Annotated in this window: 19 protein-coding genes and 1 pseudogene; 4 read left to right on the top strand and 16 right to left on the bottom strand. The window is 60.6% G+C overall.

Features of this window, described 5'->3' with window-relative positions; translation table 11 throughout:
- Positions 1–111 precede the first annotated feature (111 nt).
- From MOV74_RS06985 to MOV74_RS06960, 6 genes are all read right to left on the bottom strand, one after another.
- Positions 112–1,188 carry a toprim domain-containing protein gene (locus tag MOV74_RS06985; protein ID WP_246919362.1) on the bottom strand — a complete coding sequence of 359 codons (1,077 nt, stop codon included), beginning with the start codon at positions 1,186–1,188 and terminating at the stop codon, positions 112–114.
- Complete coding sequence (locus tag MOV74_RS06980) at positions 1,188–5,510, bottom strand: bifunctional class I SAM-dependent methyltransferase/DEAD/DEAH box helicase (protein ID WP_246919359.1); 4,323 nt, start codon at positions 5,508–5,510, stop codon at positions 1,188–1,190. Before MOV74_RS06980 ends, MOV74_RS06985 begins: the two co-directional genes overlap by 1 nt.
- 181 nt (positions 5,511–5,691) lie before the next feature.
- On the bottom strand, positions 5,692–7,806 hold the full coding sequence (locus MOV74_RS06975; RefSeq protein ID WP_246919356.1) for a ParB/RepB/Spo0J family partition protein: 2,115 nt from the start codon (positions 7,804–7,806) through the stop codon (positions 5,692–5,694).
- Positions 7,807–7,913: 107 nt separating this feature from the next.
- Positions 7,914–8,870: an ArdC family protein gene (locus MOV74_RS06970; protein ID WP_246919353.1), complete on the bottom strand. Its 957-nt coding sequence runs from the start codon at positions 8,868–8,870 to the stop codon at positions 7,914–7,916.
- Positions 8,871–9,495: 625 nt separating this feature from the next.
- Positions 9,496–11,256 carry a metallophosphoesterase gene (locus MOV74_RS06965; RefSeq protein WP_246919350.1) on the bottom strand — a complete coding sequence of 587 codons (1,761 nt, stop codon included), beginning with the start codon at positions 11,254–11,256 and terminating at the stop codon, positions 9,496–9,498.
- 14 nt (positions 11,257–11,270) lie between these two features.
- Positions 11,271–12,728 (bottom strand): hypothetical protein, encoded by a 1,458-nt coding sequence (locus MOV74_RS06960; protein WP_246919346.1) that lies wholly within the window; start codon positions 12,726–12,728, stop codon positions 11,271–11,273.
- A gap of 315 nt (positions 12,729–13,043) precedes the next feature.
- Between MOV74_RS06960 and MOV74_RS06955 the strand changes: the two genes are divergently transcribed.
- The gene (locus tag MOV74_RS06955; RefSeq protein WP_246919342.1) at positions 13,044–13,538 is read left to right on the top strand and encodes an ImmA/IrrE family metallo-endopeptidase; all 495 of its coding nucleotides are present in this window, start codon (positions 13,044–13,046) and stop codon (positions 13,536–13,538) included.
- Entirely contained in the window at positions 13,539–14,717 is a 1,179-nt protein-coding gene (locus MOV74_RS06950) for a hypothetical protein (protein WP_246919340.1), read from the top strand. It begins immediately after the preceding gene.
- Between the two features lie 160 nt (positions 14,718–14,877).
- Here MOV74_RS06950 and MOV74_RS06945 read toward each other — a convergent pair whose 3' ends face one another.
- A complete protein-coding gene (locus tag MOV74_RS06945) occupies positions 14,878–15,069 on the bottom strand; it encodes a hypothetical protein (protein WP_246919337.1) in 192 nt (63 codons plus the stop codon).
- 289 nt (positions 15,070–15,358) lie between these two features.
- Positions 15,359–15,673 (bottom strand): thermonuclease family protein, encoded by a 315-nt coding sequence (locus MOV74_RS06940; RefSeq protein ID WP_309486785.1) that lies wholly within the window; start codon positions 15,671–15,673, stop codon positions 15,359–15,361.
- Positions 15,674–15,703: 30 nt separating this feature from the next.
- On the opposite strand from MOV74_RS06940, the pseudogene MOV74_RS41255 reads away from it, so the two are divergent.
- Positions 15,704–15,965 (top strand): annotated as a pseudogene (locus MOV74_RS41255) (DNA ligase); the annotation flags it as partial.
- Between the two features lie 195 nt (positions 15,966–16,160).
- Here the strand turns inward: MOV74_RS41255 and MOV74_RS06930 are convergent.
- The 3 genes from MOV74_RS06930 to MOV74_RS06920 all read right to left on the bottom strand — a co-directional run bounded on the left by MOV74_RS06930 (position 16,161) and on the right by MOV74_RS06920 (position 18,302).
- Complete coding sequence (locus MOV74_RS06930) at positions 16,161–16,697, bottom strand: hypothetical protein (RefSeq protein ID WP_246919331.1); 537 nt, start codon at positions 16,695–16,697, stop codon at positions 16,161–16,163.
- A 26-nt stretch (positions 16,698–16,723) separates the two neighbouring features.
- The gene (locus MOV74_RS06925; protein WP_246919328.1) at positions 16,724–17,362 is read right to left on the bottom strand and encodes an acyl-homoserine-lactone synthase; all 639 of its coding nucleotides are present in this window, start codon (positions 17,360–17,362) and stop codon (positions 16,724–16,726) included.
- Positions 17,363–17,561: 199 nt separating this feature from the next.
- Complete coding sequence (locus MOV74_RS06920) at positions 17,562–18,302, bottom strand: autoinducer binding domain-containing protein (RefSeq protein WP_246919325.1); 741 nt, start codon at positions 18,300–18,302, stop codon at positions 17,562–17,564.
- 487 nt (positions 18,303–18,789) lie between these two features.
- Here MOV74_RS06920 and MOV74_RS40970 point away from each other — a divergent pair, with 487 nt between their 5' ends.
- Entirely contained in the window at positions 18,790–20,127 is a 1,338-nt protein-coding gene (locus MOV74_RS40970) for a methyl-accepting chemotaxis protein (protein WP_309486784.1), read from the top strand.
- A gap of 283 nt (positions 20,128–20,410) precedes the next feature.
- Here the strand turns inward: MOV74_RS40970 and MOV74_RS06905 are convergent, their stop codons facing one another.
- The 5 genes from MOV74_RS06905 to MOV74_RS06885 all read right to left on the bottom strand — a co-directional run.
- On the bottom strand, positions 20,411–21,643 hold the full coding sequence (locus MOV74_RS06905; RefSeq protein ID WP_404979124.1) for an ABC transporter substrate-binding protein: 1,233 nt from the start codon (positions 21,641–21,643) through the stop codon (positions 20,411–20,413).
- A gap of 454 nt (positions 21,644–22,097) precedes the next feature.
- Complete coding sequence (locus tag MOV74_RS06900; protein WP_246919318.1) at positions 22,098–22,340, bottom strand: AMP-binding enzyme; 243 nt, start codon at positions 22,338–22,340, stop codon at positions 22,098–22,100.
- Complete coding sequence (locus MOV74_RS06895; RefSeq protein WP_246919390.1) at positions 22,259–22,504, bottom strand: hypothetical protein; 246 nt, start codon at positions 22,502–22,504, stop codon at positions 22,259–22,261. The genes MOV74_RS06900 and MOV74_RS06895 overlap by 82 nt, the downstream gene beginning before the upstream one ends.
- A gap of 25 nt (positions 22,505–22,529) precedes the next feature.
- Positions 22,530–24,683, bottom strand: coding sequence for a methylmalonyl-CoA mutase (gene scpA / locus MOV74_RS06890; protein ID WP_246919314.1), 2,154 nt, complete (start codon positions 24,681–24,683; stop codon positions 22,530–22,532).
- Positions 24,684–24,750: 67 nt separating this feature from the next.
- Positions 24,751–25,269, bottom strand: a 519-nt coding sequence (locus MOV74_RS06885) for a biotin/lipoyl-containing protein (RefSeq protein WP_246919311.1), incomplete at its 5' end; no start/stop codon positions are given.

Raw genomic sequence — 25,269 nt, 5'->3', positions numbered from 1 at the left:
GACGCAGCCATTGCCGGCCCGGGCCGCTTGCCGTCCGATCGCCCTCTAGAAGGCCGAGCTCGCGTCCTCTTCCGGCATTGGCCTCGCTTATGACCGGCCTATCAACGTTGGTCAAAGACCGGGACCTATTCCGCGGCCACCGTCGGGTAAATGCAGGAAGCGAACGACGTCCTCTGGCACGAGTTGGAACCGCAAGGCCGCTTCGAGGGCATCGAGACCGAAGACATGGAGATCTTCGTTGAAGTCGCCCAACCGAGGCGACAGCGCGATCGCCTCAATGCCGAGGTCCGTTGCACGCTGAGTCAGAATGTCCTGCACCGCATCCCCGGCGGCATCGGCATCGCGGGCGATATAGAGCCGGCGTAGGCTTGACGGCAGCATGATGGCCGAGAGGTGATTGGCCGAAAGCGCCGCGGCCATCGGCATCGTCGGGAGCACGCAGCGTATGGACAGCATGGTCTCTATGCCCTCGCCGGCAGCGAGCACGTCGTCTACGGCGCCGAAGCGAACGGCATTGCCGAGAAGGCCGCCCATGGCCCGTCGCGGTGTGCCGACCGGGGCCTTGCCGAGCCGAATGCGATCAAAGCCATCCGGATCGAGCCAGGTGCGGTGCACGCCAGTGACCTGTCCGTCGAGGTCCGTGACGCAGGCAATCATCGTCGGCCAGGTCTCGGTCGGCAGATGGTCGTCCGGCCGATAGTAGCAACGTGGGTGGAAGCGTAGGGAGCCACCATGGTGGACGTGGGTTATTCCGCGGCGCTGCAAGTACGTTTCAGCCACCGTCCCCTCGATCGGGCTGGATATCGCAAAGAGCCGAGCGGCGGATTTCTGCGACCCGGTCGGAACTAGCGAACGAATAGGCTTCGGGGCCGATTGCTGCGCTGAACGAGGCAGCCTCAGAAACCGCCTCGCTTCCTCGGCGACCTCGCGGAAGTCTCGCAAGCCCAGGCTCTCGCGGATGATGTCGAGGAGATCACCATGCTCGCCGGTCGCAGCATCGGTCCACTTGCCGGCCGGGCCCTTCGGTGAGTCCTGAAGCCGCACGAACAGTGAGCGGCCCTTGGTGTTGTGGACGTCGCCAACCACCCAGTACCGCCCCGCCCGCTTGCCATTGGAGAGATAGTGTCGACAAACCGTCTCCGCCTCGCGCGCGAGGCGGCCCGCCAGTTCGGAAGCATCGCGGGGCATCAGGCGGCCTCCCGCTCGCTGGCACGCTCGACCGGATAGCGATCGAGCACCTTCGACAAGACCTCGACACCGCTCGCATCCGTAGGCACGAACATGCGCAGCTTCCAAGAGATGATTTCTCCAAAGAGGCCGTAGGCCCGCAAGCGATCGCGCATCGTGTCGTTGAAACCCGACAGCTCGATGCGGTGTACGCTCATCACACGGACGCGGCGAAGCTGGAGCCCCTCCGCAAGCTCGAGGATGGTCCGCCCCGCCTTGAGCGCGGCAAAGGCAGCGTCCGGCGTCAACGCCGGCGCATCAGCCGCAAGGACGTTTGCGACCCAGGTGGCCGAGACCTTGCGGCCGATGATCTGCTCGCCCACGTCGGTCTGGAGCCGATAGACGCGGGTCGATTCGTTCGGCAGCCGCTTCCAGATCGGCAGCAGCAAGCCGGCCACGACGTGGATCGCACTTTCCGTGAACGCTGGGATCTCGGCAAGCTCCGCCAGCCAGGCCGCGGCGAAGCGTTTACGGTCCGTCTCGACCCAATGGCTTTCCGCCATCATCTTCAAGGGAGCGCGATGCTGCTCCGCCGGCCGGATCAGGCGGGCGCGCTGCTCGATCTCACCGTCATCAAGCATGAAGCTCGGAGCTGGCACCTGCACCGCAGCTCGTCCGGAGCGCTCATTGATCAACAGGATTGCGCGAGGATCGGAAAGACGACCGAGGGCGTCATCCAGGCTCACGGGATGATTACGCTGGCGCTGGGCAATCGTGACAAGCCGGGTCTCGGCGCCAGTGCCGGGATGAACGTAAATCGTGCGCCGGTCGGTGACGACAAAGCTCTCGGCGCGGAGCGTTTCCAGTCCAACGTCATAACTTCCCGAGGCAACCGCGCCTTCGATCCGAGCGGTCAATAGCTGCTCGAAGACGGTGAACAGGATATTCTGAAGATCGATCGTGAGCGCCAGCAACCGGTTCAGGAAAGTCGTAATCGGCGGCAGGTCATCCCTGAGCCCGTTGGTATCGGTCAGCTTCAGGCCGGTCGCATCCTCGAACCGCTCGAGCGAGCAGCCCTCGACCTTGCCGCGCGCCACGAGGGTGTAGAGCTGGCGCAACGCATCACGGCTGTACTGGCTTTCGAGGTTGTCCTCAGGCCGGAACAAGCCCTGCCCTCCGGTCTGGCGCTGGCCGCGCGTGATGGCGCCCAATGTATCGAGCCGGCGGGCAATGGTGCTGAGAAAGCGCTTTTCGGCCTTCACGTCGGTCGCGATGGGACGAAACAGCGGCGGCTGTGCCTGGTTGGTCCGGTTCGTCCGGCCGAGGCCCTGGATCGCGGCGTCCGCCTTCCAGCCGGGCTCGAGCAGATAGTGGACCCGCAGGCGGCGATTCCGCGCTGACAGCTCGGCATGGTAGCTCCTGCCCGTGCCGCCCGCGTCGGAGAACACAAGGATCCGCTTGACGTCGTCCATGAAGGCCGAGGTCTCGGCGAGGTTGGCCGAACCGGCCCGGCTTTCGACCACCAGCCGGTCGCCCTTGCGAACGATGCGTCGCGAACGGCCGGTCACCTCCGCGACCAAATCGGTTCCGAAGCGCTGGATCACCTGGTCCAGCGCGCCCGGGACCGGCGGCAGCGAGGCGAGCTTCTCGATGAGGCGGTCGCGGCGGGCGACGGCGTCCCGGCTCTCGACCGGTTGGCCGTCACGATAGACAGGCCGGGAGCAGAGATTACCCTCCTGGTCGGTGAACGGCTCGTAGAGCTGGACCGGAAAGGAATGGGCGAGATAATCGAGCACATACTCGCGTGGGGTAATATCGACCTGGACGTCGCCCCAGTCCTCCGTTGGTATCTCGGCCAGCCGGCGCTCCATCAGCGCCTCCCCGGTCGAGACGATCTGGATGACCGCGGCGTGGCCCGCCTCAAGGTCGCGTTCAATCGAGCGGATCAAGGATGGCGTCTTCATCGAGGTCAGGAGGTGGCCAAAGAAGCGCTGCTTCACGCCTTCAAAGGCAGATCGCGCCGCTGATTTCGCCTGGCCGTTCAGCGTTCCGGTTTCGCCGGTGATGTTGGCGGCTCGCATTGCCGCGTCGAGGTTGTTGTGGATGATGCTGAACGAACCTGCATAGGTGTCGTAGATGCGAATCTGCTCGGACGTAAGCTGGTGCTCGACGAGTTCGTACGCGACGCCCTCGTAAGAGAGCGAACGGGCCGCGTAGAGGCCGAGCGCCTTGAGGTCGCGCGCGAGCACCTCCATGGCCGCAACGCCGCCGTCCTCGATCGCCTCGACGAACTCGGCCCGCGTCGCAAACGGGAAATCGTCGCCACCCCACAATCCCAGCCGCTGGGCGTAAGCCAGATTGTGTACGGTCGTGGCGCCCGTCGCGGAGACATAGACGACGCGGGCATTCGGCAAGGCGTGCTGGAGCCTGAGGCCCGCACGGCCCTGCTGAGAGGCCGCTTGGTCACCGCGCTCGCCCTTCTGGCCTGCCGCGTTCTGCATCGCGTGGCTCTCGTCGAAGACGATCACTCCGTCGAAGTCGGAGCCCAACCATTCAACGATCTGCCGCACGCGCGAAAGCTTCTCGCCACGCTCGTCGGTCCGCAGCGTAGCGTAGGTGATGAATAGGACACCTTCCGCGAGCCGGATCGGTGTGCCCTGCCGGAAACGTGACAGCGGCGTCACGAGCAACCGCTCCATGCCGAGCGCGGACCAATCGCGCCGGGCATCTTCGATCAGCTTGTCGGATTTGCTGATCCAGACCGCTCGGCGGCGGCCCTTCAGCCAGTTGTCGAGCAGGATGCCTGCGGCCTGCCGACCCTTGCCCGCTCCGGTCCCATCGCCCAGAAACCACCCACGACGGAAGCGGACGGCATTTTCTGCATCGTCGCGCGCAGCCGCCACGACATCAAAGGTCGCATCCACTGTCCAGGAACCCGCAAGAAACTCGGAATGCGCCTCGCCGGCATAGATGACGCTCTCAAGCTGGGCGTCGGACAGGATGCCATCCGCCACAAGCTTGGCCAGCAGATGTGGCCGGTAAGACGGCTTCGGCGGCGCGACCGAGGCCATCGCGGCGGACTGAACGAGTTTGGTCGGATGCCCATGCGCATCCGGAATACGGATCGCCTGCAGCGCGTATTCCTCATAAAGCGCGTCAGTCAGTCGAGCGCCTTCCGGAGGTGTCCACTCGACCCTCTCGTAGGTGAGTTCGACGCTCTCTGGCGCGCCGTCTCGCGAAGGCGATGACGGGTTGGGTGCAAAAGCGCCGACCGGCCGCGAGGTCGCGGGGCGTCTGATGACGTCGGCCACGACAGGGGTGGCGACAGGCAGCCTCGGCGGCACATGCTGGCTCACCCAGCCGAGCAAGGTAGCGACATCCCCCGCCATGCCCAGCGAAGCCGCAAAGACCTTCGGATCTGTGGCAGGCCGCTTGTCGATCACGAGCAGCCTTGTGTCGGTCTGCGTTCCGTGTTTCGCGTAGACCGCGCCGTCGATGGCGGCAGAAAACACGACCTGCCCGCGCTCCTGGATACGAACGAAAGCATCTCGCCATGCCGGATTCTCCGGCGCGAGGCTGGCGCCGGTAATGGCGACGAGACGCCCACCCTCGCAAAGACGCGCCAAGGCTGAGGCGACGTGCCGGAGCCCCGCATCCGCCATCCGCCGATCGACGTCCGCCAATGCCGAGAATGGCGGGTTCATCAGGACGACGCTCGGTATGACGGCCGCATCGAGGTGATCATCGATCTGGGCCGCGTCGAACTGCGTCACCTTAACGTTGGCAAACAGTTGATCGAGCAACGCCGCGCGGGCCTCGGCGAGCTCGTTCAACACCAGGGCGCCGCCGGCGAGCTCGGCAAAGATGGCGAGCAAGCCGGTCCCCGCAGAGGGCTCCAAAACCCGGTCGGACGGCGTGACGCCGGCCGCGGTACATGCGGCCAGCCCCAGCGGGATCGGCGTCGAGAATTGTTGAAGCGCCTGGCTGTCCTCGGAACGCCGCGTATGGGTCGGCAGACAGCTCGCGATTTTCGCGAGCATCGGCAGCATCGCGGCCGTTGAGCCAGCCTTGATCCGGATGGCCGGACCGAACTTGCGAAGGAATAGAACGGTGGCCGCCTCGCAGGTGTCATAGGCGGTTTTCCAATTCCAGGCACCGGCCGCGTCCGAAGCGCCGAAGGCAGCCTCCATGGCGCCACGCACGACCGCGGCATCGATGCGCCGGCCGCGTTCGAGATCGGTCAGGAGCTGTCGCGCAGCCCTGATCGCAGCGGAGGTGATAGTTGCAGCGGCACGCATCGAGAGCGGCGCAGCGGCAGCGCCGCCGGCGAGAGATTCGGTCATGGGATTTCTTTCGGAGAGCAGGAACGGGTCGAACCGCCCGGCGCTCTCCTCAAGACCCCGGCGATTCAAACCCTTCCCGGCCCCACTCTCCCTCTCAGCGTTCCCAATAAAAACGGGGACCGGCGCTGCACACCGGTCCCCAGACGCTGCAGGATGGCCGGAGCCATCCCGTTCAACGGTGTCACTCAGCCGCATCTAGCTGTTGCGGATCATCTTCGCCGGCGTTCTCCGGGTCCTCCTCGTTGGCGAGGAATTCTGGCAGTGGACCGGCTTCACCTTCCGGCTCCACCGAAGACGGGCTGGAATCGACGAGACGCAGCGGCTCCGGCAACCAGCCCGAGCCATCCAGGAGACGCTCGGCCTCCTTGGCCATGTCGGCCTTCTTCAGATGATCGATCAGTTGCGCCGACGACTCGCCCTTGGCTTCCCGCACAGCCTCCAGAATGCGAGGCTTGGTGACCCGGCCGAGATAGTTGTCGACGGTTGGTCTCCAGCCAGCCTGCACCATGTCGAGTCCGGCAGCGCGCGCCAGCACGTTGGCCTGGTCTAGTCGCGTGCGAACGCCGTGGGCGGAGACGCGGCTCTGATTGTAGCGGTTGGCCGGCTCATGAACGGCGTTGATCGCAAATGACGCACAGTGGGCAAACAGGGATTCCTGTGCGGCACGGTCGAGGGCCGTGAGCGCGTTCCAGAGATCGTTCTCGCTTTTCGGCAATCGTGCCTTCCAGGACTCATGTCGCGCCTCAACAGCCTTGGCGGATGCGCTTTCCCTCAAGCCGGGCGCTTGAGCGGGAAAGGGCGGCGTGCGAAGTCCGATCTCAAGGCAGCTCCCGGACGATGCGAACCGGTAAAAGGCCGTCAGCACGAAGTTGTGCAGCACCGCCTGAAACGCGATCGCAGGATTTTCTGCCAGCGCATCCCGCAACGCCAGCGTGCGATGCGCTGTCAGCTCAGTCATCAGCCGATCCGGCAGAGGTGTCGGCCCATCCTCATCATCTTCCTCCGTATCAGCAGCGCCGGCCACGGCGATCACCGTGCGTTGAACGGAGGTATCAGCCGCCTTCCCCTCGACCGACTGTGTGTCGGCGCCCTCCTCGACATCAGGATCGGCTGCCGACAAATCGTCCTCCGGCCGGACGTAACCCCTATCCACCGAGAGGCGCCCTTCAGAATCGATGCTGACGAAGACGCCAGCACGCCTGATCTCGGCGGGATCGTAAATCATCGGGCGGTCTTCGAACGCGACCAGTGCCGCCTCGATTTCGCTGAGACGCTGATCGACCTCATCGGGCAACTCGTCGGCATCCTGATAATCGGACTCTAGCTCGGCTTGCTCGGCGTTGAGCGCGTCGATGGTGGTCTGCTCCTCCAGGGAGAGATCGACAGGTTTGCCCTCCAGCTCACGCAGGCCATCCGTGTGGCCGTAGGGGAAATCGACGGCGAGCGAAATCCACTTCCAGCCTTCGGCTGCAATGGTCCCGGCTTCGGCTTTGAGCTTTTCCGTCACGAGACGGTCGAGCAAAGCAACGTCCTGGAGCCAGCCGCCATCGTCGTGCTCGAACAGATCCCGCAAAAGGGCGCCGCCAGCCTGCTCGTAAGCATCCAGCCCAATGAACTGAACGCGCCGATCGGTCGCGCGCACGGTATTTTGGGTGAGCATTCGCCGGATCTGATACGGGTCGTCATAGCCGGACCGGCTGACGCTCTCCCAGACCTGCTCCTGCCGAGCGTGGTCAGCTGAAACAGAAAAGGCCATCAGTTGCTCGAGAGTCATGCCGTCCTCGGCATAGACGTCGCGGAGCTTTGGCGACACGGACGCGAGCCGCAGTCGTTGCTTCACGATAGCCGGAGTCACGAAGTGCCGGGCAGCGATATCCTCGTCCGACAATCCTACGCCACTCAAGGTCTGGAAGGCTCGGAACTGATCGAGCGGATGCAGCCCTATCCGCTCATCATTCTCTGCAAGGGAGTCGTCTTCAGCGATGCCCCCCTCGCGCACGACACAGGGAACTGCCTGTGTCTTCGCCATGCGCTTCTGCTTTACGAGAAGCTCCAGCGCTCGATAGCGCCGACCGCCGGCCGGCACCTCGAACATGCCGGTCTCATTGCCTTCGGCGTCCACAACCGCTCGCACGTTGAGACTTTGCAGGAGCGTACGCTGCGCGATACTTTCGGCGAGTTGCTCGATGGAAATGCCCGCCTTCAGATGCCGGACGTTGGACTGGCTAAGGACCAGCTTGTTGAACGGAATGTCACGTGAGGGGGACAGTGTGATCTTTTGGATAGCCTTCGTCATATCGATTCTCCACGACGGGCGGCCGGGAGCCTCTCTCTCAGCCTCCAACCCGTCGCGAAAAGCGCCGCTACCCTTTCACTCTCTTGTACGAGGCAACGGGTGGGAACTTACGCCGCCTCCTGCTCCGCTATCTCGCTCGTCATGTCGACAACCACTTCGGGCAGGAAGCCAAGCAGATAATCCGCAACCTTGCTGGCCTGCGACGCAGCTCGCACAATCGCGCGATTGTCCTCTCGCAGCACCTCCAGCCAGGAGCCGATATAGTCGGCGTGCCGCACCGTCGGCACGATACCGAGCGACGCGCAACTGAACGCAGACGATATCTCAGCGATAAGCTCCTCGAAGGCGTATTTCCTGGTACCATAGCCGCCCGACAAGTCGCGGTTGAGACGAGATGCATGGCCGCTGGCATGCGCCAACTCATGCAAGGCCGTGCGATGCCAATTAATTGGCTCGAAATAGGCTTGCGGTGGAGGCACCTGCACATAATCTTCCGTCGGCACATAGAAGGCGCGGTTGCCGCCGATGCGGAAGTCGATGCCGGTCGCCTTGATCAGATATTCGACCTGCGGCTCGATCAGGCCTGACGGCGGAGGCGCCGCTGTTGTTGCGATCTCTGGAGGCAAGCCGTTGCATTGATCGCTGTTGAAGACCGTGAAGCGCTTGAGGAACGGAATGGCCTGCGCTTCGTCGCCGGTTTCGCTCGCGCGCCTCTTTTCGTCGACCGGCACAAAACGGTCGGCATAGACGACGGTTGTACCGCGCTCGCCCTTGCGGACGTGACCGCCGAGCGACAGCGCCTGGCGGAAGGTAAGCCAGCTCTGCCCTAAAAATCCATGTTGGGTCGCGGCACCCCAGAGAATTAGAATGTTTATGCCGCTGTATTGACGGCCGGTCGCGGCGCTTTTCGGCATGGCCAAAGGCGCCTTCGCCGCCGCGGTGCCCCAAGGCTGCACCCACGGCACTCGGCCAGCCTCCAGCTCGGCAATGATCTTGTTGGTGATTTCGTCATAAAGACTTGCCCGGTCCTCACCGGTGCGCGCCCGAAGATACTGTCTGGACATCGCGGATCTCCGCGACGGGCGCCGCGAGCCCTCTCGCAGCCTGCAACCCGTCACGGCAAAACCGCACGACACTCTCACCCTCATGCTTCCAAGTGAGAGAATGAGAAATCTGCGGGGCGGCCCGCCTTCCGTCTGATTGTTCATGGGACTTGGTATTGAGGTGCCCGGGGCCGAAGGCCCCGAGCAGGCGTGCGCCAGGGGCGCATCGCCTCAACGGAACATGGCACCCGCAGGAGCGTGAGCATAGCGACGCCGAAGGCGACACGCGGGACCGAGTGCAGCGACGAGACCGGTTAAGAGGGCACCCGGGAACGGGGCAGTGATAGCGACGCCGGCACGGCGGGCCCCTTTTCCGAGTGCCCCCGGCGAGGAGCTCCGCAGCTCTTGCGCGAGGGATCGAAGCCGGATGGCCGAGACGCAAAGCGGCTCGGTTTCACGAGAGCCCAATGCGGCCTCAGCCGCACGCGCACAAGAGAGACCCCGCCATTCGGAGGATCACAATATCCTCCTGTGCATTCGTCAGCACGTTTGGACCTCAGCGCGCCACCCGGATCTGCATAAATATCAGTTCGACCGTTGGTAGCCTGATTTCTGCGGATCTTTGCACCGGTGGCAGACATCAACGTTAGACGGTCGAGGCGGACTGCCTCGGCCGAAATCTGAGCTGGACCTTTTCAATGAGATGCGGTTTGAGTTCAGCATTCGGAATGAACACCGGGACCTCTGGATCGGGATTGTTCTTGTCGTGTTTGGGATTGGCAACCCAGTCGTCCCGCTGCGGGACGTTCTCCAGCCCAATAGCAAACATATCAAAGCCGTCTTCTGTCAGTCGGAGTCGCAGGAAGTTATTGTAAGCGCCAATGCGAAGCGAACTGAACGCATCGTTCCGATTCATCCTAAAAAACAAGCAGGTGATGAGCATATTTAAACCGAACAGCGTGCTCCCGATCAGAAAGCCGACCGGCACCATCTCAGCGGCGAGCAGGCCGAACCACGTCCACACCTCCCACCATTCTCCCCGCCAAGCGAAATGCTCATTGTTGAACGCGATCGCATATCGCGCTGCGCAGATGAGGACGACGACATGTGCGGCCGCGTGAATGGCGCTCGAGAACCAGATCTTGAACCTGGTCGAGACTTCCTGCTTGATTGTGTACCCGATCAGGGAGGCGCCAAAAACGGCAGCTATCAATGCATAGACGTCGGGGCGGTCGCGCAGCGAGATGACGATGGAGAGCAGGAAGTAGATCGCTCCCATCAGCAGTGAGAAGTCCCAGTTCGTGAAAGCGAAGAAGACGTTCCTGAACGTCAGCCATTTGCTCGTCGAGAATGAAGGGTAGGCCGCCGAGGTGCTCTTCTTGGCATCGGTCTGATCCGATATCGTGCCGAGCTTCAGCGCCTCGCGGTGATCAACGAAGCCAACCGAGACGTCTTGTTCGAGCTGGTGGGTCGGATGCAGGAATGCCCCTCCTCCACCCGACGTTACGTACTGCCGGTCGTCCCTGCCGACGTAGCGGCTGTAATGGTGCGTGTCGCCGGACAGCAGCACGGGAATTGTGTGGCCGCGCCCGGCGTTCAGCGCGATGCTGGCGGCGTACTCCATGATTTCCCACGATTTGCGGTTGCTGTCAGTGTATAGCCAGCCGGGCTCCGCGCTGCACAGAATGACCTTCGAATTCTCCGGCATGCTGGCTGCGATGTGCTTGAAGTAGTCGGCCTGCGGTTGATCCATGTCGTCGGCGAGCTGGATATCGGTCGCCCACAGCCACCAGGTGTCGGTAATCTGGACCGCGAAGTAGCTGCGACGCTGATAGGAACGCCATGCCCCGAGGTGCCACGGCTTTTCCTTGCAAAAATAGGCGAGAAAAAGCACCAGCCCGTCATACCAGTCGTGGTTGCCGGGGATCGCGAGCACTGGCCTGCCGTTGTCGTCTTTCCTGTCGTGGTCGGGTGCAGCCCAGGCGTAGGGCTGGCGAAGCTGGTTCATATAGGCTTGTCGGCTCGCTTTCGGATAGACCTCGTCGCCGCCCATGATGAGCGCCTCGCCTCGAGGCAGCGTAACCTCGCCTATTTTCAACTCCTTGCGCGCGAGCAGGCTCGCTACCGCATAAGTGCTGTCGAAGCCGTCGCCGAGATCGGCGACCCAGTCGATCCAGACGGCCCCGTCCTTGTCTGCCGTCAGCCGAGACCGGAAGTCCTTCGCTCTTTTCGTGTGCTCTTCCGGCAAAACAGTATCGAGAGCTGCGATGATCAGCCGCCGGTCCGCGTATTGACCGAACATTGAAGACACTACGACATTATTCAACAGCTTGAGCAGCAGCACCGGATCGAACCAGTGCGCCATATGCGGATAGGTCTTCGTATCGTCTAACGGCTTTTCGGCCATTTGCCCCACTCTTCCTAGGTGACAACAGGTTCAAGCGATGCGTCGACCACGGCAATGCCGGTCGCGTCAGTGAAAATCGCCGCGACATCCCGGGCCTTCTGCCGGTATGCTTCGTAAATGTCCTGACCTACCAGTGGAATCGCCTCCGCCAAGCTCGCCACCTGGCCTTGCTTTTTCGCCACAGCCGCAGCCTTGAGCTTTTGTTCGTCTGTGCGAAGGCTCGCGATCGCGGCGTTCAGATCGGAGATGTTGGTTGGCGTCACAAGCTTTCCGCCGATGTAGACGACCTGGCTGAGCCCTACGATGCCCAGAATCGTGTTTGGGACAACAAACGTCGAAAGTTGATTGACGCCAGCTGCGATCAGTCCGCCGATAACTACCAGACCGAAGATAAAGCTCTGGTACCGATACACGTCAAAGACGCCGTCCGTACTGAAGAAATCCCGCCAGGTTGCACTTGACGGGTCGACCACAGTCTTGGCCATCGGAATCCAGCCGTGCCTGAGAAGCCACGCGCGATTTTCGGCCGACAACGTATTGCGCTGGCTGTCCGTGCCTTTCGCGATAGTGGCCCCGATGCCGCTGATGCCCAGCAGCGTCAAAATAGAGCCAGACAGGTCGACCAGGGTCCCTGTCTGCAACAGCAGAAGAGTAATCAGGGCGGCGACCGCAAGCGAGAAAGCCAGGGTTTGGAACGTCGACAAGCTGCCCTTCCCGTCCGGCCCAGCGGAGACTTGGGCAGGGTTCAAAGCGCGGAGAAAGGACGTGAACTTATGATCCTGCTTACGGAGGGCAAAGGCGATCCAAAGGTATAAGACCAGGACCTCAGCTACCACAGCGAATATGCTGAACCAGTACGGGCTCAGACGGACTCTCACTGACGAGACCCGCCAAGGGGATTGCCCGACCGGATTGTTGCACGTGTAGAGATACAGATCGACCCTGCTCCAAAACCACGCCAGATCATCGCTCATGTTCAGCGTGACAATCGTCTGATCGGGTTCCAGCAGATGCTTCTGCACCAGCGGATCGGACTCTGTCGCGCGGTGAGTAACAGCGTCCTGACGCTTGAAGAGATACGTCTCATCGCCGTAATCTATCCCGGCGAAATATCGCACCCCCTCCACGAACGGCGCGCGCACACCAATGTCGACACGTTGATTGGTCGGCAGAAAGTTTGTGGTGAGCACGATGGGTGCACCTACCGGGTTTCGGCCAGATCGGAGCTCCACGGCAAATTCGCCCTGGCGTACGCACTGCTTCTGGGGATCGCTAGGCGCGATCGCCTCTGATCCCGCGGGCGGTGCTTCGGGCTTCTGTGGCGCATCTCCGCGAGGCGTCGGCGCCGAACCTTGAGCCTCAGGAGCCGGACCTTTGGCCGGGGCAGTCAGTTGCTGAGCCTTGGACGGCATGGCCAAGAGAGAGCCAGCCAGCGCAAGCGCGCATAGGGTAACGATAAGCGATCTCAGCATTCGTCCCACCCCCGACCGGCATCAGCTTCAGTATCCTTTACCGGTGGTTGTATCCGCCTTTCAAGCCAACTCGGCGGTTTGTCCCCGGCTACGCTCATTCCGGGTGCAATCGCTGGCGCCCGGCCGCCTCCCCGAGGGAGCATGGCGAGTTAACGATTGCGTTTTGCCCGCCAAAGCGGCTCAATCTGATGACGAAAGGGCCCCATACCCCTTGTTGGTAAGCAAGAAGTTCACTATCTGTGCCAAGCTATTACGCGATAATGATTCGGTGTGGCGGCTTTTTTCATGGATTACAGTGCTCCCCGAGAGTGCGGCTTGTCCAAAGCCGAAGTCGATAGTTTGGCGGCAAGGGTCGCCGAGCATCTGAGTTATCGGCCTGGCCAGGATCTCGATCCAATCGTCTCGAAGCTGGGCGGCGTTATTCGGATTCAGGACATTTTGAATTTCAACGCCGTTTCATCCGGCTCTATTCGGGTGCAGGGGATGAACAGGTTTGAGATTTTTCTCGCCTCGCACACTGGTCCCACAAGAGATCGGTTCACTATTGCTCATGAACTCGGTCATTATTTCCTGCACTACGTCTATCCCAACCAGACTGGTCGGCCTGTGCAGCACTTAGAAGCCCAACGTTATGGGACCGGGCGAGTCGAATGGGAGGCGAACTGGTTCGCGGCGGGATTTTTGATGCCGGCAAATCTATTCCGAGAATATTTTCGCACGCTGGGCGGCTCGATTACACTGCTCGCCAATGAGTTCGTAGTGTCGGCAGAAGCAGCTGGCATTCGCTGTCAGGTCCTTGGGTTGAGCTGATTGGACACCCCAAAAACAGACCCGTTTGCCTCAAGCCTGCGGCTTTATTTAAGCGTCGACATTGTCGGATCGACAGCCTTCAAGCAATCTTCTGGCGAAAAGCTGGATCAGCGAGAAAGCGAAACGGAGCTGCCGCCAGCGGCACCGTGGTTCTCCCCCATTGCACAATTTTACAAAGCGATGGATCAAGCTTTCGCCCGGGAATGGGCAATGTGCGTCGAACGGGCTGAGCGAGTTAAATGGCCAACCGGCGACTCGCCAGAATTGTGGAAGAGCATCGGCGATGAGCTGGTTTACACGAAGCGGTTGACCGACAATCGGCAAGTTCTCACCACACTCAATGCATGGATGAGAGCTGTCTCCTCGTATCGTAAGCGCCTCCTGGAGCAGTTCAAGTCGCTTGATCTTAAGTCAACTGCGTGGATGGCGGGCTTCCCTGTTCACAATGCAGAAGTATTCTTCCGAAGGTCGGATTTAGAGCGCCGCGCTGAAGAGGATGAAGACGACGCTGTTTATAGCAATCTTGTCCTGCTCCACCAGTTTGCTGAGAAAGGCATCGATAGCGGACTGGTCAGAGATTACATTGGACCGGCGATCGACACAGGGTTTCGGCTTGGTCAGCTGTCGACACCAAGGAAGTTGGTCATCTCGGTTGAGATGGCGCTCTTGTTGATCAAGGCGATCCGAGCGCAACCTTCTGATGAAGACTATGGATATGAAAAGCCCCGCATCTTCTTTGATGGAAGACGGAGCTTAAAGGGCGTATTCGGCGGCCTTCCATATCCAATTTTTTGGGTGGATATGCGTCCGTCGCCGAGCCTCGAAGAGAGCGAGGATAAGCTAAACAAGCTTGAGCAACTCAACACTGACGAGGCGCTTTCGTTCTGCCAGGAGTTCATCAAGGCGAACGCCCCATTTTGCTTCACGCCGTACATCGAAGGCAATCAGGATCCAGACTTCACGCAAGTACCCGAACATCATCAACGCCGGCTAGAAGGGCTCAGAGTCTTTTGGGAGCGTGAAAGTGCAAAACGACAGGTCGAAAAGGTTTCGACCGCTCAGAAAGAAGGCGAGCCTGACGCCGCTGGCACCCGCGCGGATGTAGATGTCGACGAATTGGCCAAAATGATCGTAGATCGAAGCCTCGGCTCGCTTGGATCAACCGACAAGGCGGAATAGACCTGCTCTCTTCCCCGCTCACGCGTCGTCGAACGACTTTGGAACCGGACGCGAGTTCTCTTGAGCCCTCATCGCGAGCCGATTTCTACGGCACGCAGGGAAAAAGCCGCGTTCGCCTGGACAGCCGCACTCACACGACAAAATCTGGAAAGACGCAGGCTCAGGGAATCCGGATTTCCTCCCGAGCCTGTGTTTCCGCGTCGTAGACTTTAATCTGAAGCATCGGGAAGCGCTTCTTCAGCTCTTCGCCACCTGCCCTGGCTCCGTCTCTGGTTGCAAACTCGGCTTTCAGCCGGCCGTCCACTTCGAGCGCGTAACCAGAGGCCGGCAATTCACGGGTGGCTGCAACCATTTCGTTCCCATTGTGCAGTGAGGTGACTGGGGATGATGGGTAGCGTGAGTCGCCCAAACCGCGCCAGAGCCACCTGCCCAGGAGCGGTGATCGGCCAACGCACGTTGCGGATTGGCGGCGTGCAGGGATCGCGTCAAGGATGGGAATTTGCATCGTCCGAACAGGCGGATGGCTTTCCGCTTGCGCGGATACAGGCACGATATAGCCACGGCGCGACGTAACTGCCCTTCCAGAGACCCTGGCGGGTGCGCTCGGCCTCGCGCTGGGCTTCGTAATATCTGCCCTTCGACTATTGAGGCCAATCCAACGCAAGACCATTACGTACGAGCCATTCACTGAGATCCCTGCCTGCGACCGAGCAGGTCGCGACCGTGCGCCCATACGGGTCGAGGCTGACTGGAACACATTTGACGGCACGGTGGGCAATGAAGGCGTCAAGGTCGTTCGCGGCCTGCGCACCACACAGATACTGTAAGCTGTCGTCACCGCGGCACAACTGACTGCTCTCCGGTGCATTGATACCCCAAAGCCGACTACGTACTCCGTGCATTTCCAACGTGTCGCCGTCGATCACGCTGGCCTGTCCGACAAGATTATCGGCCAACGCCATGCTCGACAAATGGCGAGAAGCAATGCGCTCGATGAGGAAAAGTGGGACGGCATCTATGTCGGCCGGCGCAAGGGCGACGATCTGATCTATGCGGGCAAGGTCGACCACGGCTTTGACAAGACCTCGCCGCTAACCTCCAAAACAGACTGAACCCGCTGATCAGAAGGCGCAGCCGTACACAAAGCGGATCGCGCATAAGGGCATCTGGATCGAGCCAGAGCTGCTCGCCGAAATCGAGTATCGCGCGAAGACGGCGGAAGGAAAGGTCTGTCATCCGTTCTTCCGGGCCTGCGGTAGGATCTGTGGTGGACGCCTACGTTGGCAGTGGGCGGAAGAGCTCCTGAGTAGCATCTTGACCATTCCCACCGAGCTCCACCACGCCGTGACGACGCTCCCGCCGGAGAATCGGCGAGACCTTGAAGATCGACGTCGCCATAGCGGGCAGCCGATCCTGAACTCCGACCTGGTTTTGCTCCCTTCCTCACGAGAGCAACTCGAGTATCCTCCGACTGACTGCGTCATCGCCGAGAACAGTCACCCATTCCAGGAGAGCCTGCCGGATTGTCGTCGCGAGGATGCCATAGTGGGCGAGCCGGGCAAGAACCAGGGGACGATCGGCTTCGTGGCGGTCAACCGATAAGTCCGAGAGCAGCCGGATGTCGTAGCCGCACCTTGCTCCCTCCAATGCCGCGATCAGCACCTCTTCCTCCAGGAATGCTCCCCCTATGAAGATGACACCCGCGCCTGATTCCGCGAGCTGAGCCGCAAGTCGTGGATCTCGCCACAAGGACAAGGCATCGATGTCGAGGTACTCGATCGAGGCGGCAATTTGATCGGTCAGGAGGCCTCGATCATACTCACCGATTGCGATGACGGAAACGCCAAACAATTCCCGGCAAGCCGGCAACAAAGCCAGACTTCCGGCTCGGCGAACAGCGATTGCCTGATCATCCCCCCCGTCGCCCCGCGTCAAGTTCAAGAGGACAAGGCAGCTGTGACGCGGGTCGGCCATCATCATTGTAGACTCTCCGTCGTCGGGAGAGATCAGGCGGCCTTGCGTTCCGAACCGGTCGCGAGAAGAACCGGTCCGTCGACACCGACTTGCCGGTACATGGCTTCGAGCGCCTGATCAGAATCGTGAAGAAAACCGGCGAGCGCCATGGTTGGTCCGACCGGCTGCGGCTCAGACAGCCGCTCCAAGGGCCAACCAGCTCGCCTCAGAATGCGTTCCATCCGCGCATCCGTCACGGTCACGATCGAGTGCGCTCCTTTTGTGCGCATCGCCTCGAGCATCGCTGCGAAAAGCACAAAGGTTGCTCGGTTGAACCCGCTCCGGCCGGGCTCGACACAGCGCACGGTGTCGACGCAGAACCGCGAGCTTTCGAGGATCCGCTCGTCGCATGGCGCCGCCCTATTGCCTAGCAAGTTGAAGAAGGTATCAGCGAGCATTGTTGGTCCGGTCGTCGGCAGAAGCCTGACGCAACCCACCACTTCGCTGTCGTCCGAGACGGCGAGAATATAGGTCGGACTCAGCGCATCATAGACATCGATTTCCAGATCTCCCGAAACCGAGACGCTCCAGTCCAGCCGGTCCTTGAAGACACGGCGGCGAAGGCGATACATCGATGTCAGCAAATCCAAATGACGACCAAATTGGGACGTGTGAAGCGCGATGGCGTGCATGCCGACCTCCTCAAATTATCCGGGAGGCCTTGAAACCAGAAAACGCGCTGCTGATCGCCTGTCAGATTTTGCAGGTGCGGTTTGATCGGCTGGATCACGCTAGACCAGTTTGGTTTGGACACATTGCAGCAGTCGTCTGGCCCGGGTTCGGACCATTGCATTCCCGTCCATTTCGTCGAGTGGGTTGACCGAAACTCGATCAGGTCAAGAGGCCACGGCGCAACGCAACCGCAACACATTGGGCAATCGACGCCGCGCCGAGCTTACGGCGCGCGTTCTCGAGATGAAAGACGACAGTGCGCGGCGAAATGGCCACCAAAACGGCGATATCGGCGGCCGTCTTTCCTTGCGCGGTCCATGCAAGACACTGGCGCTCGCGCTGCGTCAGCTCACTTTCAGCGTGCTCTTGTGCGACAGAAGGAGCCTCCAACTTCGCGGCCACGTGGACATGAAAATATAGTCCCACCTGATGGACGACATCGCGCCATTCACCGACATGCCGATCCAGGTTGATCTCGCGATCACCCGTCGCCAGCGTGAATGCGGCGATCCGTCCGAAGGCGCCTCTAATCGGTACCGTGATCCCGGATCGGAGCCCAAAGGTCGTCGCCTCATCAAAGAATTGACGCTGTGCTCGATTCCCAGCGGCCGCGCGAGTGGCCCCTCCCCAGCTGAAAAGGTCACGTTCGGCCCGGGCACGAAGGACTACGGGATCGAGCTGCTGATATCCAAGGTGAAAGTAGCGGCTGGTCCAGGATTTGGGGTACGATGAGATCAGCAAGGGCGTGTCGCCGGTTAGGCGAAGATAGGCAAACCGCTGGAACCCTAGCTTTTGAGCTAGCCGTGCGGCAACCCGTTCAAATGCGGTCGCATCGCCCGCCGTGTGGATGGCATCAACGAACTCCTGGAATGTATACTCGACCAGATTCATCGTGTTCATGGCGCGTCGAAAGTCACGTCCGCTGCTGTCAACCAATTGCTAACGCGAAAGCGGCGACCGCCGCACTCGCGCTCCGGCGCAGAGAGGAGCGCCGCCCTAGCCAACAAGACCAGCGTTCGCCACGCTGTTCGGTGGCGCGGCGCCAGGCCCGGTCCAGGGGAGATCATGTGCCCGGATCGACGCACATTCGCATTGGTCCAACCTTTGTTGCGTTGGCCCCTAACGACACACGAACGTGTTCACGCCCTCCCGGCGCTCTATCTCCCGTTGCAATATTTGCACATACGTGCGATAATGAAAAGAAATCCTTTGGTCTTTGGCGCATCCACTCCCCTCCTGTCATGTGAATAATTCAATCCTTGGGTGCCGAACTTCAAGCCCGCCTGGCAACGCCCTACATTCGCACGCTCGTACAAATGGTTACAGAATATTCACCTGGCGCGCCTAAACTCGAGCTAATCTTATCAAACTCGAGGCTGGTTCCAGGATGATCGAAGAGCTGCTGATCGGCTACTTGAAAGGCTCAAATCTGGACGACTCGATGCGCGAAGAGCTCCGTTGCCTCAGGCCGGTGCTCATGAGACACGTCCCTGAACTTGCAAGACTGCACTTCAAGAACGTTGCCATGCTTGACGGATCCATCAAGCACGATTCGGCGGCGTTTGAGCCCGTCATCGCCGCCTATGTCCGACATTGGGACGCTCTGTTGGCCGCTGAGTTCGGCCGCGAGTATGCCGAAGCCCTCCGGCGGCTGATGGAGAGTGCACTCGCCGCAAAGATCGGACCGCAGTGGCTCGTCGGCTCATACGGACTGGCGGTGGCGGGGGCTCTAGTTGACCAGGTTGCCACAGCACCCAAGCCAAGCCGATTTGGCGCTCGGTCCGGGTTGGCCGTCACCCTCACCGCAGTCAAGCACCTCTCGAAGGCCGCGATGCTGGATACCTGTGCTGGCATATTGGTTGCAACTGGGATTTTCAGGCTGGCCAGGAAAGGGTCAGTCGAACAGGCTGGCGTGCGCTTCCGCGAGCTCATCGGATCGCTCTCAGGATCCTCAACGAACTTGGCGGAAGCTGCTGGCACGATGACGGAAAGCGCCGGCGCAACCGCTCGCCTTTCCGAGACAGTCTCCAAAGCGTCGCTCGACGCATCCGCCAACGTTTCATCAGTCGCAGCTGCAACCGAGCAGCTCTCTGCCAGCGTGGGCGAGATCTCCCGCCAGGTCAGCCGGTCGAGCGAAATCGCGAGCACAGCAGTCGACCAAGCCAGGCAGACGGACGGCCTGATCGCGGCTCTCTCGGAGGCCTCTGCCAAGATCGGCGACGTCCTGAAGCTCATCAGTTCGGTAGCGCAACAAACAAACCTGCTCGCCCTCAACGCGACCATTGAAGCGGCGCGAGCAGGAGAGTCGGGACGAGGCTTCGCCGTCGTCGCACAAGAGGTCAAAGCGCTGGCGGCACAAACCGCCAAAGCAACCGAAGAAATTAGCGTCCAGATAAGCGGAATCCATGCAGCGACCGCCGAGGCCGTCAATTCGACGAGAGAAATCGTCCGGACCATAGGTCAGATCTCGGAAACGACCGCGGTCATCGCAGCCTCAGTCGAGGAGCAGAGAGCCGCGACTCAGGAGATCGCCCAAAATGTGCAACGGGCAGCGCTCGGCACGGACCAGGTCGCCAGCACTATCAAGGGCGTGGACGAACAGGCTGGCACGACCGGTGCGGCGGCAGCGCAATTGTTGTCTTCAGCTCGGCTCCTCTCGAAGGATAGCGCACAATTACAGTCGGAAATCGACCAGTTTCTTGCGGCCATTGCGACTGCGGCATAACTTGCCCCAGGTGCCGCTCCATAGCCGAGACACATCTGCAAGTCTCGTGCGGCAGTGCTACAGCCGCTGAGACCCACGCCGCCTCCGTGGCACCCAGCGCGGTCATATCCGGCATGGACACGTAACCCCGAACTAATTTGCTGAGCAGCAGGCCCCAGCTTGTTGCCGGCGCAGAGAGTTCAGCGAGCCCGATGTCCTGCCTTGGAAAGGCGCCGACTTGCGGACCATCCGGCTCGATGATGCGATCGCCCATCCGCGTAGCGGGGCTTGGTGACGCTTACCCTCACATCTTGGTGTCGTTCTCATGTACCGTGATGACATCGCTGACGGGAAGCCAGTTGCTGCCATCGAACTTGAACAGCCTGGCTTGACGCCATCCGATACGGCTGGTGGCAGACACATTCACCTTCACGCCAGGTAGAAACAGCGGCAACTGGAAGTCCTTGATGTTTGTCGCCTGCTTCATCAAATTCTGCCGGGTCAACTCGTCGCCGCACCTGCGCAAGACTTCCTCAATCATTTGGGCGGTCGAGTACGCGTAGGTTGCGCTTCCGTAGTTCGGATCGGCACCCGGCACCCACTGCTTGAAGAAGGCATGGAACTCCTTCATGGCGGGATCGTCACGCCAAGCGGGATCATCGGACTGTTTGATCCACTGAGATGTCAGGAGATCCCTGGATGCGTCGAGTCCGGCCGGCTTCAGGACCGTCTCGAGCTGCGAAGAAGCCGTTACCACGATCTTTAGCGGGTTCCAGGCAAGCTCATGGGCCTTGCGGATCGCCTGGGCCGCGAACTTCGGTGTCGCCGCAACAAAGAGTACGTCCGCGCCGGAAGACTTCAGACTCACCATCTGGGAATCGATCGTAGGATCGGTGATGTTGTAGGGTGCCTGCGCAACGATCATGGTCCCCTTGCTGCCAAATGCGGTTTTGAGACCAGATAGATAATTGCGCCCGAAATCGTCATCCTGAAAAATTACTGCGATCTTGGCGTCCGGCTTGGAGCGCAGGAGGTAGTCGGCGTAGATTCTGGCCTCGACGATGGCGGACGAATAAAAAGTCGTCGTCCAGGGCAGGCTTACCGGGTCGTCGAGCTTCGTGGTGCCTGCCATCACCAGGATCTGGGGCACCTTCTTGGCATTCAGATATTTCGAGATCGCCAAATTTGTCGGCGAACCCAGCGATGACGCGATAGCAAACACCTCGTCATCCTCGACGAGCTTTCTGGTCTGCTCGACCGTCTTGGGCGGACTATAGGCATCGTCGAGCGAAATGAACGTAATCTTGCGACCACCGATTCCTCCGCGCTCCTTGTTGAGCATGTTGAAATAGGCAGCCTGGATGCGGCCGATCATCGCGAATGCCGATGCAGGGCCACTATAAGGCATGGTCTGACCGATCTTGATCTCCGTATCGCTCGCACCGATGTCGTATTTCTTCTGTGCCATCACCGGCGACGAAAGAAACGCCAACGCGATCACTCCCACCAGTGCTTTTCCTGCAACTCGTCCACGCATTTCGTATTCGACCGGCGACGCGAATACGCTCGGAAGCTGACCTTGCATTCGATCCTCCTGGCAAAAATGCCTTCTTCGTCGGGATGCTTTTGGCCGCACAATACAGCCCCGCTCTTCGGCGCCTGATCCCTATTGCATTATTTGCACAGTCGTGCGAGTCTTGGAAGTCGCAAACTGGACTTGCGCATGCTTTGCTGGCCGAGCTGCGCGAGTGAGACCTCGTGACGCGGAAAGTCGGGAGCAGCAGTGGCCGGAGATCCCAATCAGACAGCAGGGGGTACGAGCAGCCAACTGTCCTACAACTTTATGCGACCGGCGAGCGCGAACGATTGCAAGCTGAGGAACTCTGCTCGTGCCAGGCGCAGCTGACTCTCGTCGTCAACGACGCATCACTGCAGGTGAATAGGCAGCATCCGGCCGAACCATCATGCAATCGCTGGCGTCACGGTCGCCTCTAAATCCGACGTCCCGCATTGACCCAAAATGGATCGCGGAGTTTGCGCTTAAAGATCTCTCCCGAGTCTTCGCGTGGAAGTGCCGGTCTGAACTCCACCACTTTCGGTATTTTGTATCCTGCCATCCGTCCTCGCAGGTATTGTTGGATATCCTCAGACGTCAGACTGATACCCGGGCTGCTTTGGACAAACGCGCAGACTGTCTCGCCATATTCTTCATAGGGATGCCGAACACCGCGCAATCGACCACGGCTTGCATCTTGTGCAGCTGCCCCTCGATCTCGGCCGCAAAGATGTTGACGCCCCCCGACATGAAAAGGTCTTTCGACCTATCGCAGAGAAACAGGAAGCCGTCGGGGTCGAGATATCCGACATCTCCGGACACGAACACGACGCGGGCCCGCAAAAGTCGCTCGTCATCAGGTGCCAATTCAATCCAAGCGGTTCCTTCGCCGGCCCTCAATGAGATCAAGAATGGCTCGGGCCGCCTCGAGCACATTCGTGCCCGGTCCGAATATGGCGGCCACTCCGGCACGGATTAGTTCATCGTAATCTTGTCGGGGCACCACACCACCGCAAACGACGATGATGTTCTTCCCACCAGCTGCTCTCAGCTCCTCAACGATCTGCGGAACAAGCGTCTTGTGGCCGGCCGCGAGTGACGAAATGCCGAGCACATGAACGCCAGCGTGAACCGCCATCACTGCAGCTTCCGCCGGCGTCTGGAATAACGGGCCCGCAACCACATCGAAACCGATATCTCCGAATGCGGACGCAATAACCTTCGCGCCTCGATCATGCCCGTCCTGCCCAAGCTTGGCGATCATTATCCTTGGTTGCACGCCGATCGCCTGCGAAACTTCGTCGACCCGTGACACGATATTGGTGAACTCAGGATCGTCTCCATAGGCGGGGCCATATACGCTCGAGACAACGTCCGGGATTGCCTCGTGATCACCGAAGGCCTTTCGCATTGCGTCAGACATCTCGCCGACCGTTGCACGAGATCTAGCAGCCCCCGTCGCCGCCTCCAGCAAGTTGCCCTCCCCCGTCGTGGCCACGCGAGTTAGCGCGTCCAACGCAGCTTCGACCTCTTTCGGGTCTCGCGCCCTCCTGATTTCTGCGAGACGCCTGATCTGCGACGCGCGCACGCAGGAATTGTCGATCTCCAGGATATCAATAGGCTCCTCCTGTTCGAGCCGATACCGATTAACGCCGACGATCACCTGGTCTCCGCGGTCAATCGCAGCTTGCTTTCGTGTCGCGGATTCCTCGATCAGCCGTTTGGGCCAACCGGTCGCGATCGCCTGCGCCATTCCTCCCATCTCCTCGACCTTCTCCATGAGCTGCCAAGCTTCACGGGTCAGATCGTCCGTCAGGCGCTCGATGTAGTAGGATCCTGCGAGCGGATCGACGACGTCGGTAACACCCGTCTCATGCTGAAGTATCAACTGTGTATTGCGAGCGATCCGCGACGAGAATTCAGTTGGCAGCGCAATCGCCTCATCAAATGAGTTCGTATGTAGGGATTGAGTTCCGCCTAGCACGGCAGCCAACCCCTCGTAAGCGGTCCGCACGATGTTATTGTATGGATCCTGCTCCTGAAGGGAGACCCCGGATGTCTGGCAGTGCGTGCGAAGCATCAAGGACGATTGCTTCTTGGGTTGAAACTCCGCCATCACACGCGACCAAATGAGTCGGGCAGCACGGAGCTTTGCTGCTTCCATGAAGAAATTCATTCCGATCGCAAAAAAGAACGAAAGCCGCCCGGCAAAATCGTCGACGTTGAGACCCTTGGCGAGCGCTGATCGGACGTATTCACGTCCATCAGCGAGCGTAAAGGCAAGCTCCTGGACGAGTGTCGCTCCAGCCTCCTGCATGTGGTAGCCAGAGATCGATATCGAATTGAACCGCGGCATGTGGTGCGCCGTGTACGCAATAATATCCGCAACGATGCGCATCGACGGTTGTGGGGGATAGATGTAGGTATTTCGAACCATGAACTCTTTGAGAATATCGTTCTGGATCGTTCCGGACAGAGCTTCGCGCGAAACGCCCTGCTCTTCGGCGGCGATGATGAAGGCTGCCAGGATGGGAATCACTGCTCCGTTCATGGTCATGGAGACGGACGTTTCCCCAAGGGGAATCCCATCGAAGAGGATTTTCATATCTTCGACTGAATCGATTGCGACGCCAGCTTTGCCGACATCCCCTACGACGCGAGGGTGATCCGAGTCATAGCCGCGGTGCGTCGCCAGATCAAAAGCGACTGATAAGCCCTTTTGTCCGGATGCTAGTGCGGAGCGATAGAATGCGTTCGATGCCTCTGCCGTCGAAAACCCCGCATATTGACGAATTGTCCAGGCTCGGCCGGCATACATCGTCGCTCGCGGACCACGAACGAACGGCCACGTTCCAGGCAACGAGCCCAAGTGCGCAATGCCACCCAGGTCCGCCGCCGTATAGACTGGCTTGATTGCAATATTCTCTGGCGTTATCCGCACAAGCTTGATGGGATCGCCCTTCAACTCCTTCTCGGCAATCTTCTTCCACTCATCGGGGAACACGACTGTCCTCCTCCTCATCTTGCGCCATCTAGGAGTCCAGCCGTCGATCGACGCATCGAGGACGGAGGACAGACTGGCGGCGGATTCATGCGAAATCGAGTATCAGCGCATCCACCGCCAGCGTCGCGCCGGCGCTGGCGTGGACCTTCTTCACCGTGCCGTCCTGTTCGGCGCGAAGCACGTTCTGCATCTTCATGGCTTCGACCACCGCCAGCGTCTCGCCGGCCTTGACGTCCTGCCCCTCGGTCACCGCGATCGAGACCACGAGGCCGGGCATCGGGCAGAGCAGCTTCTTGCCGCTGTCGGAGGCCGTCGTCACTGGCATCAGCCGCGCGGATGCGGCTTCCGCTTCGGTCCAGACATAGACCGGCACCTCGACGCCCTGATGCGCGAGGCGGATGCCGTTCGGGATCGGCCGCGCCTGCAGCGCGACGAACTGGCCATCGATGGTGCCCTGCCAGACCGCATCGCCCGGCTTCCATGGCGAGGCCAGCAGATGCGCGTTGCCGGCCTTGCCCTCGGCATCGATGAAGCGGATTGCGATCGCCTCGCCCTCGCGCGCGACCTCGAGCTGGATCTCCTGGCGGTCGAGCCAGACCGCGCG

It is taken from the genome of Bradyrhizobium sp. SHOUNA76 (assembly GCF_023006445.1).
Taxonomy (GTDB): domain Bacteria; phylum Pseudomonadota; class Alphaproteobacteria; order Rhizobiales; family Xanthobacteraceae; genus Bradyrhizobium.
The sequence above is the reverse complement of the archived record's forward strand: the minus strand, read 5'-3'. Positions and strand labels throughout refer to the sequence as shown.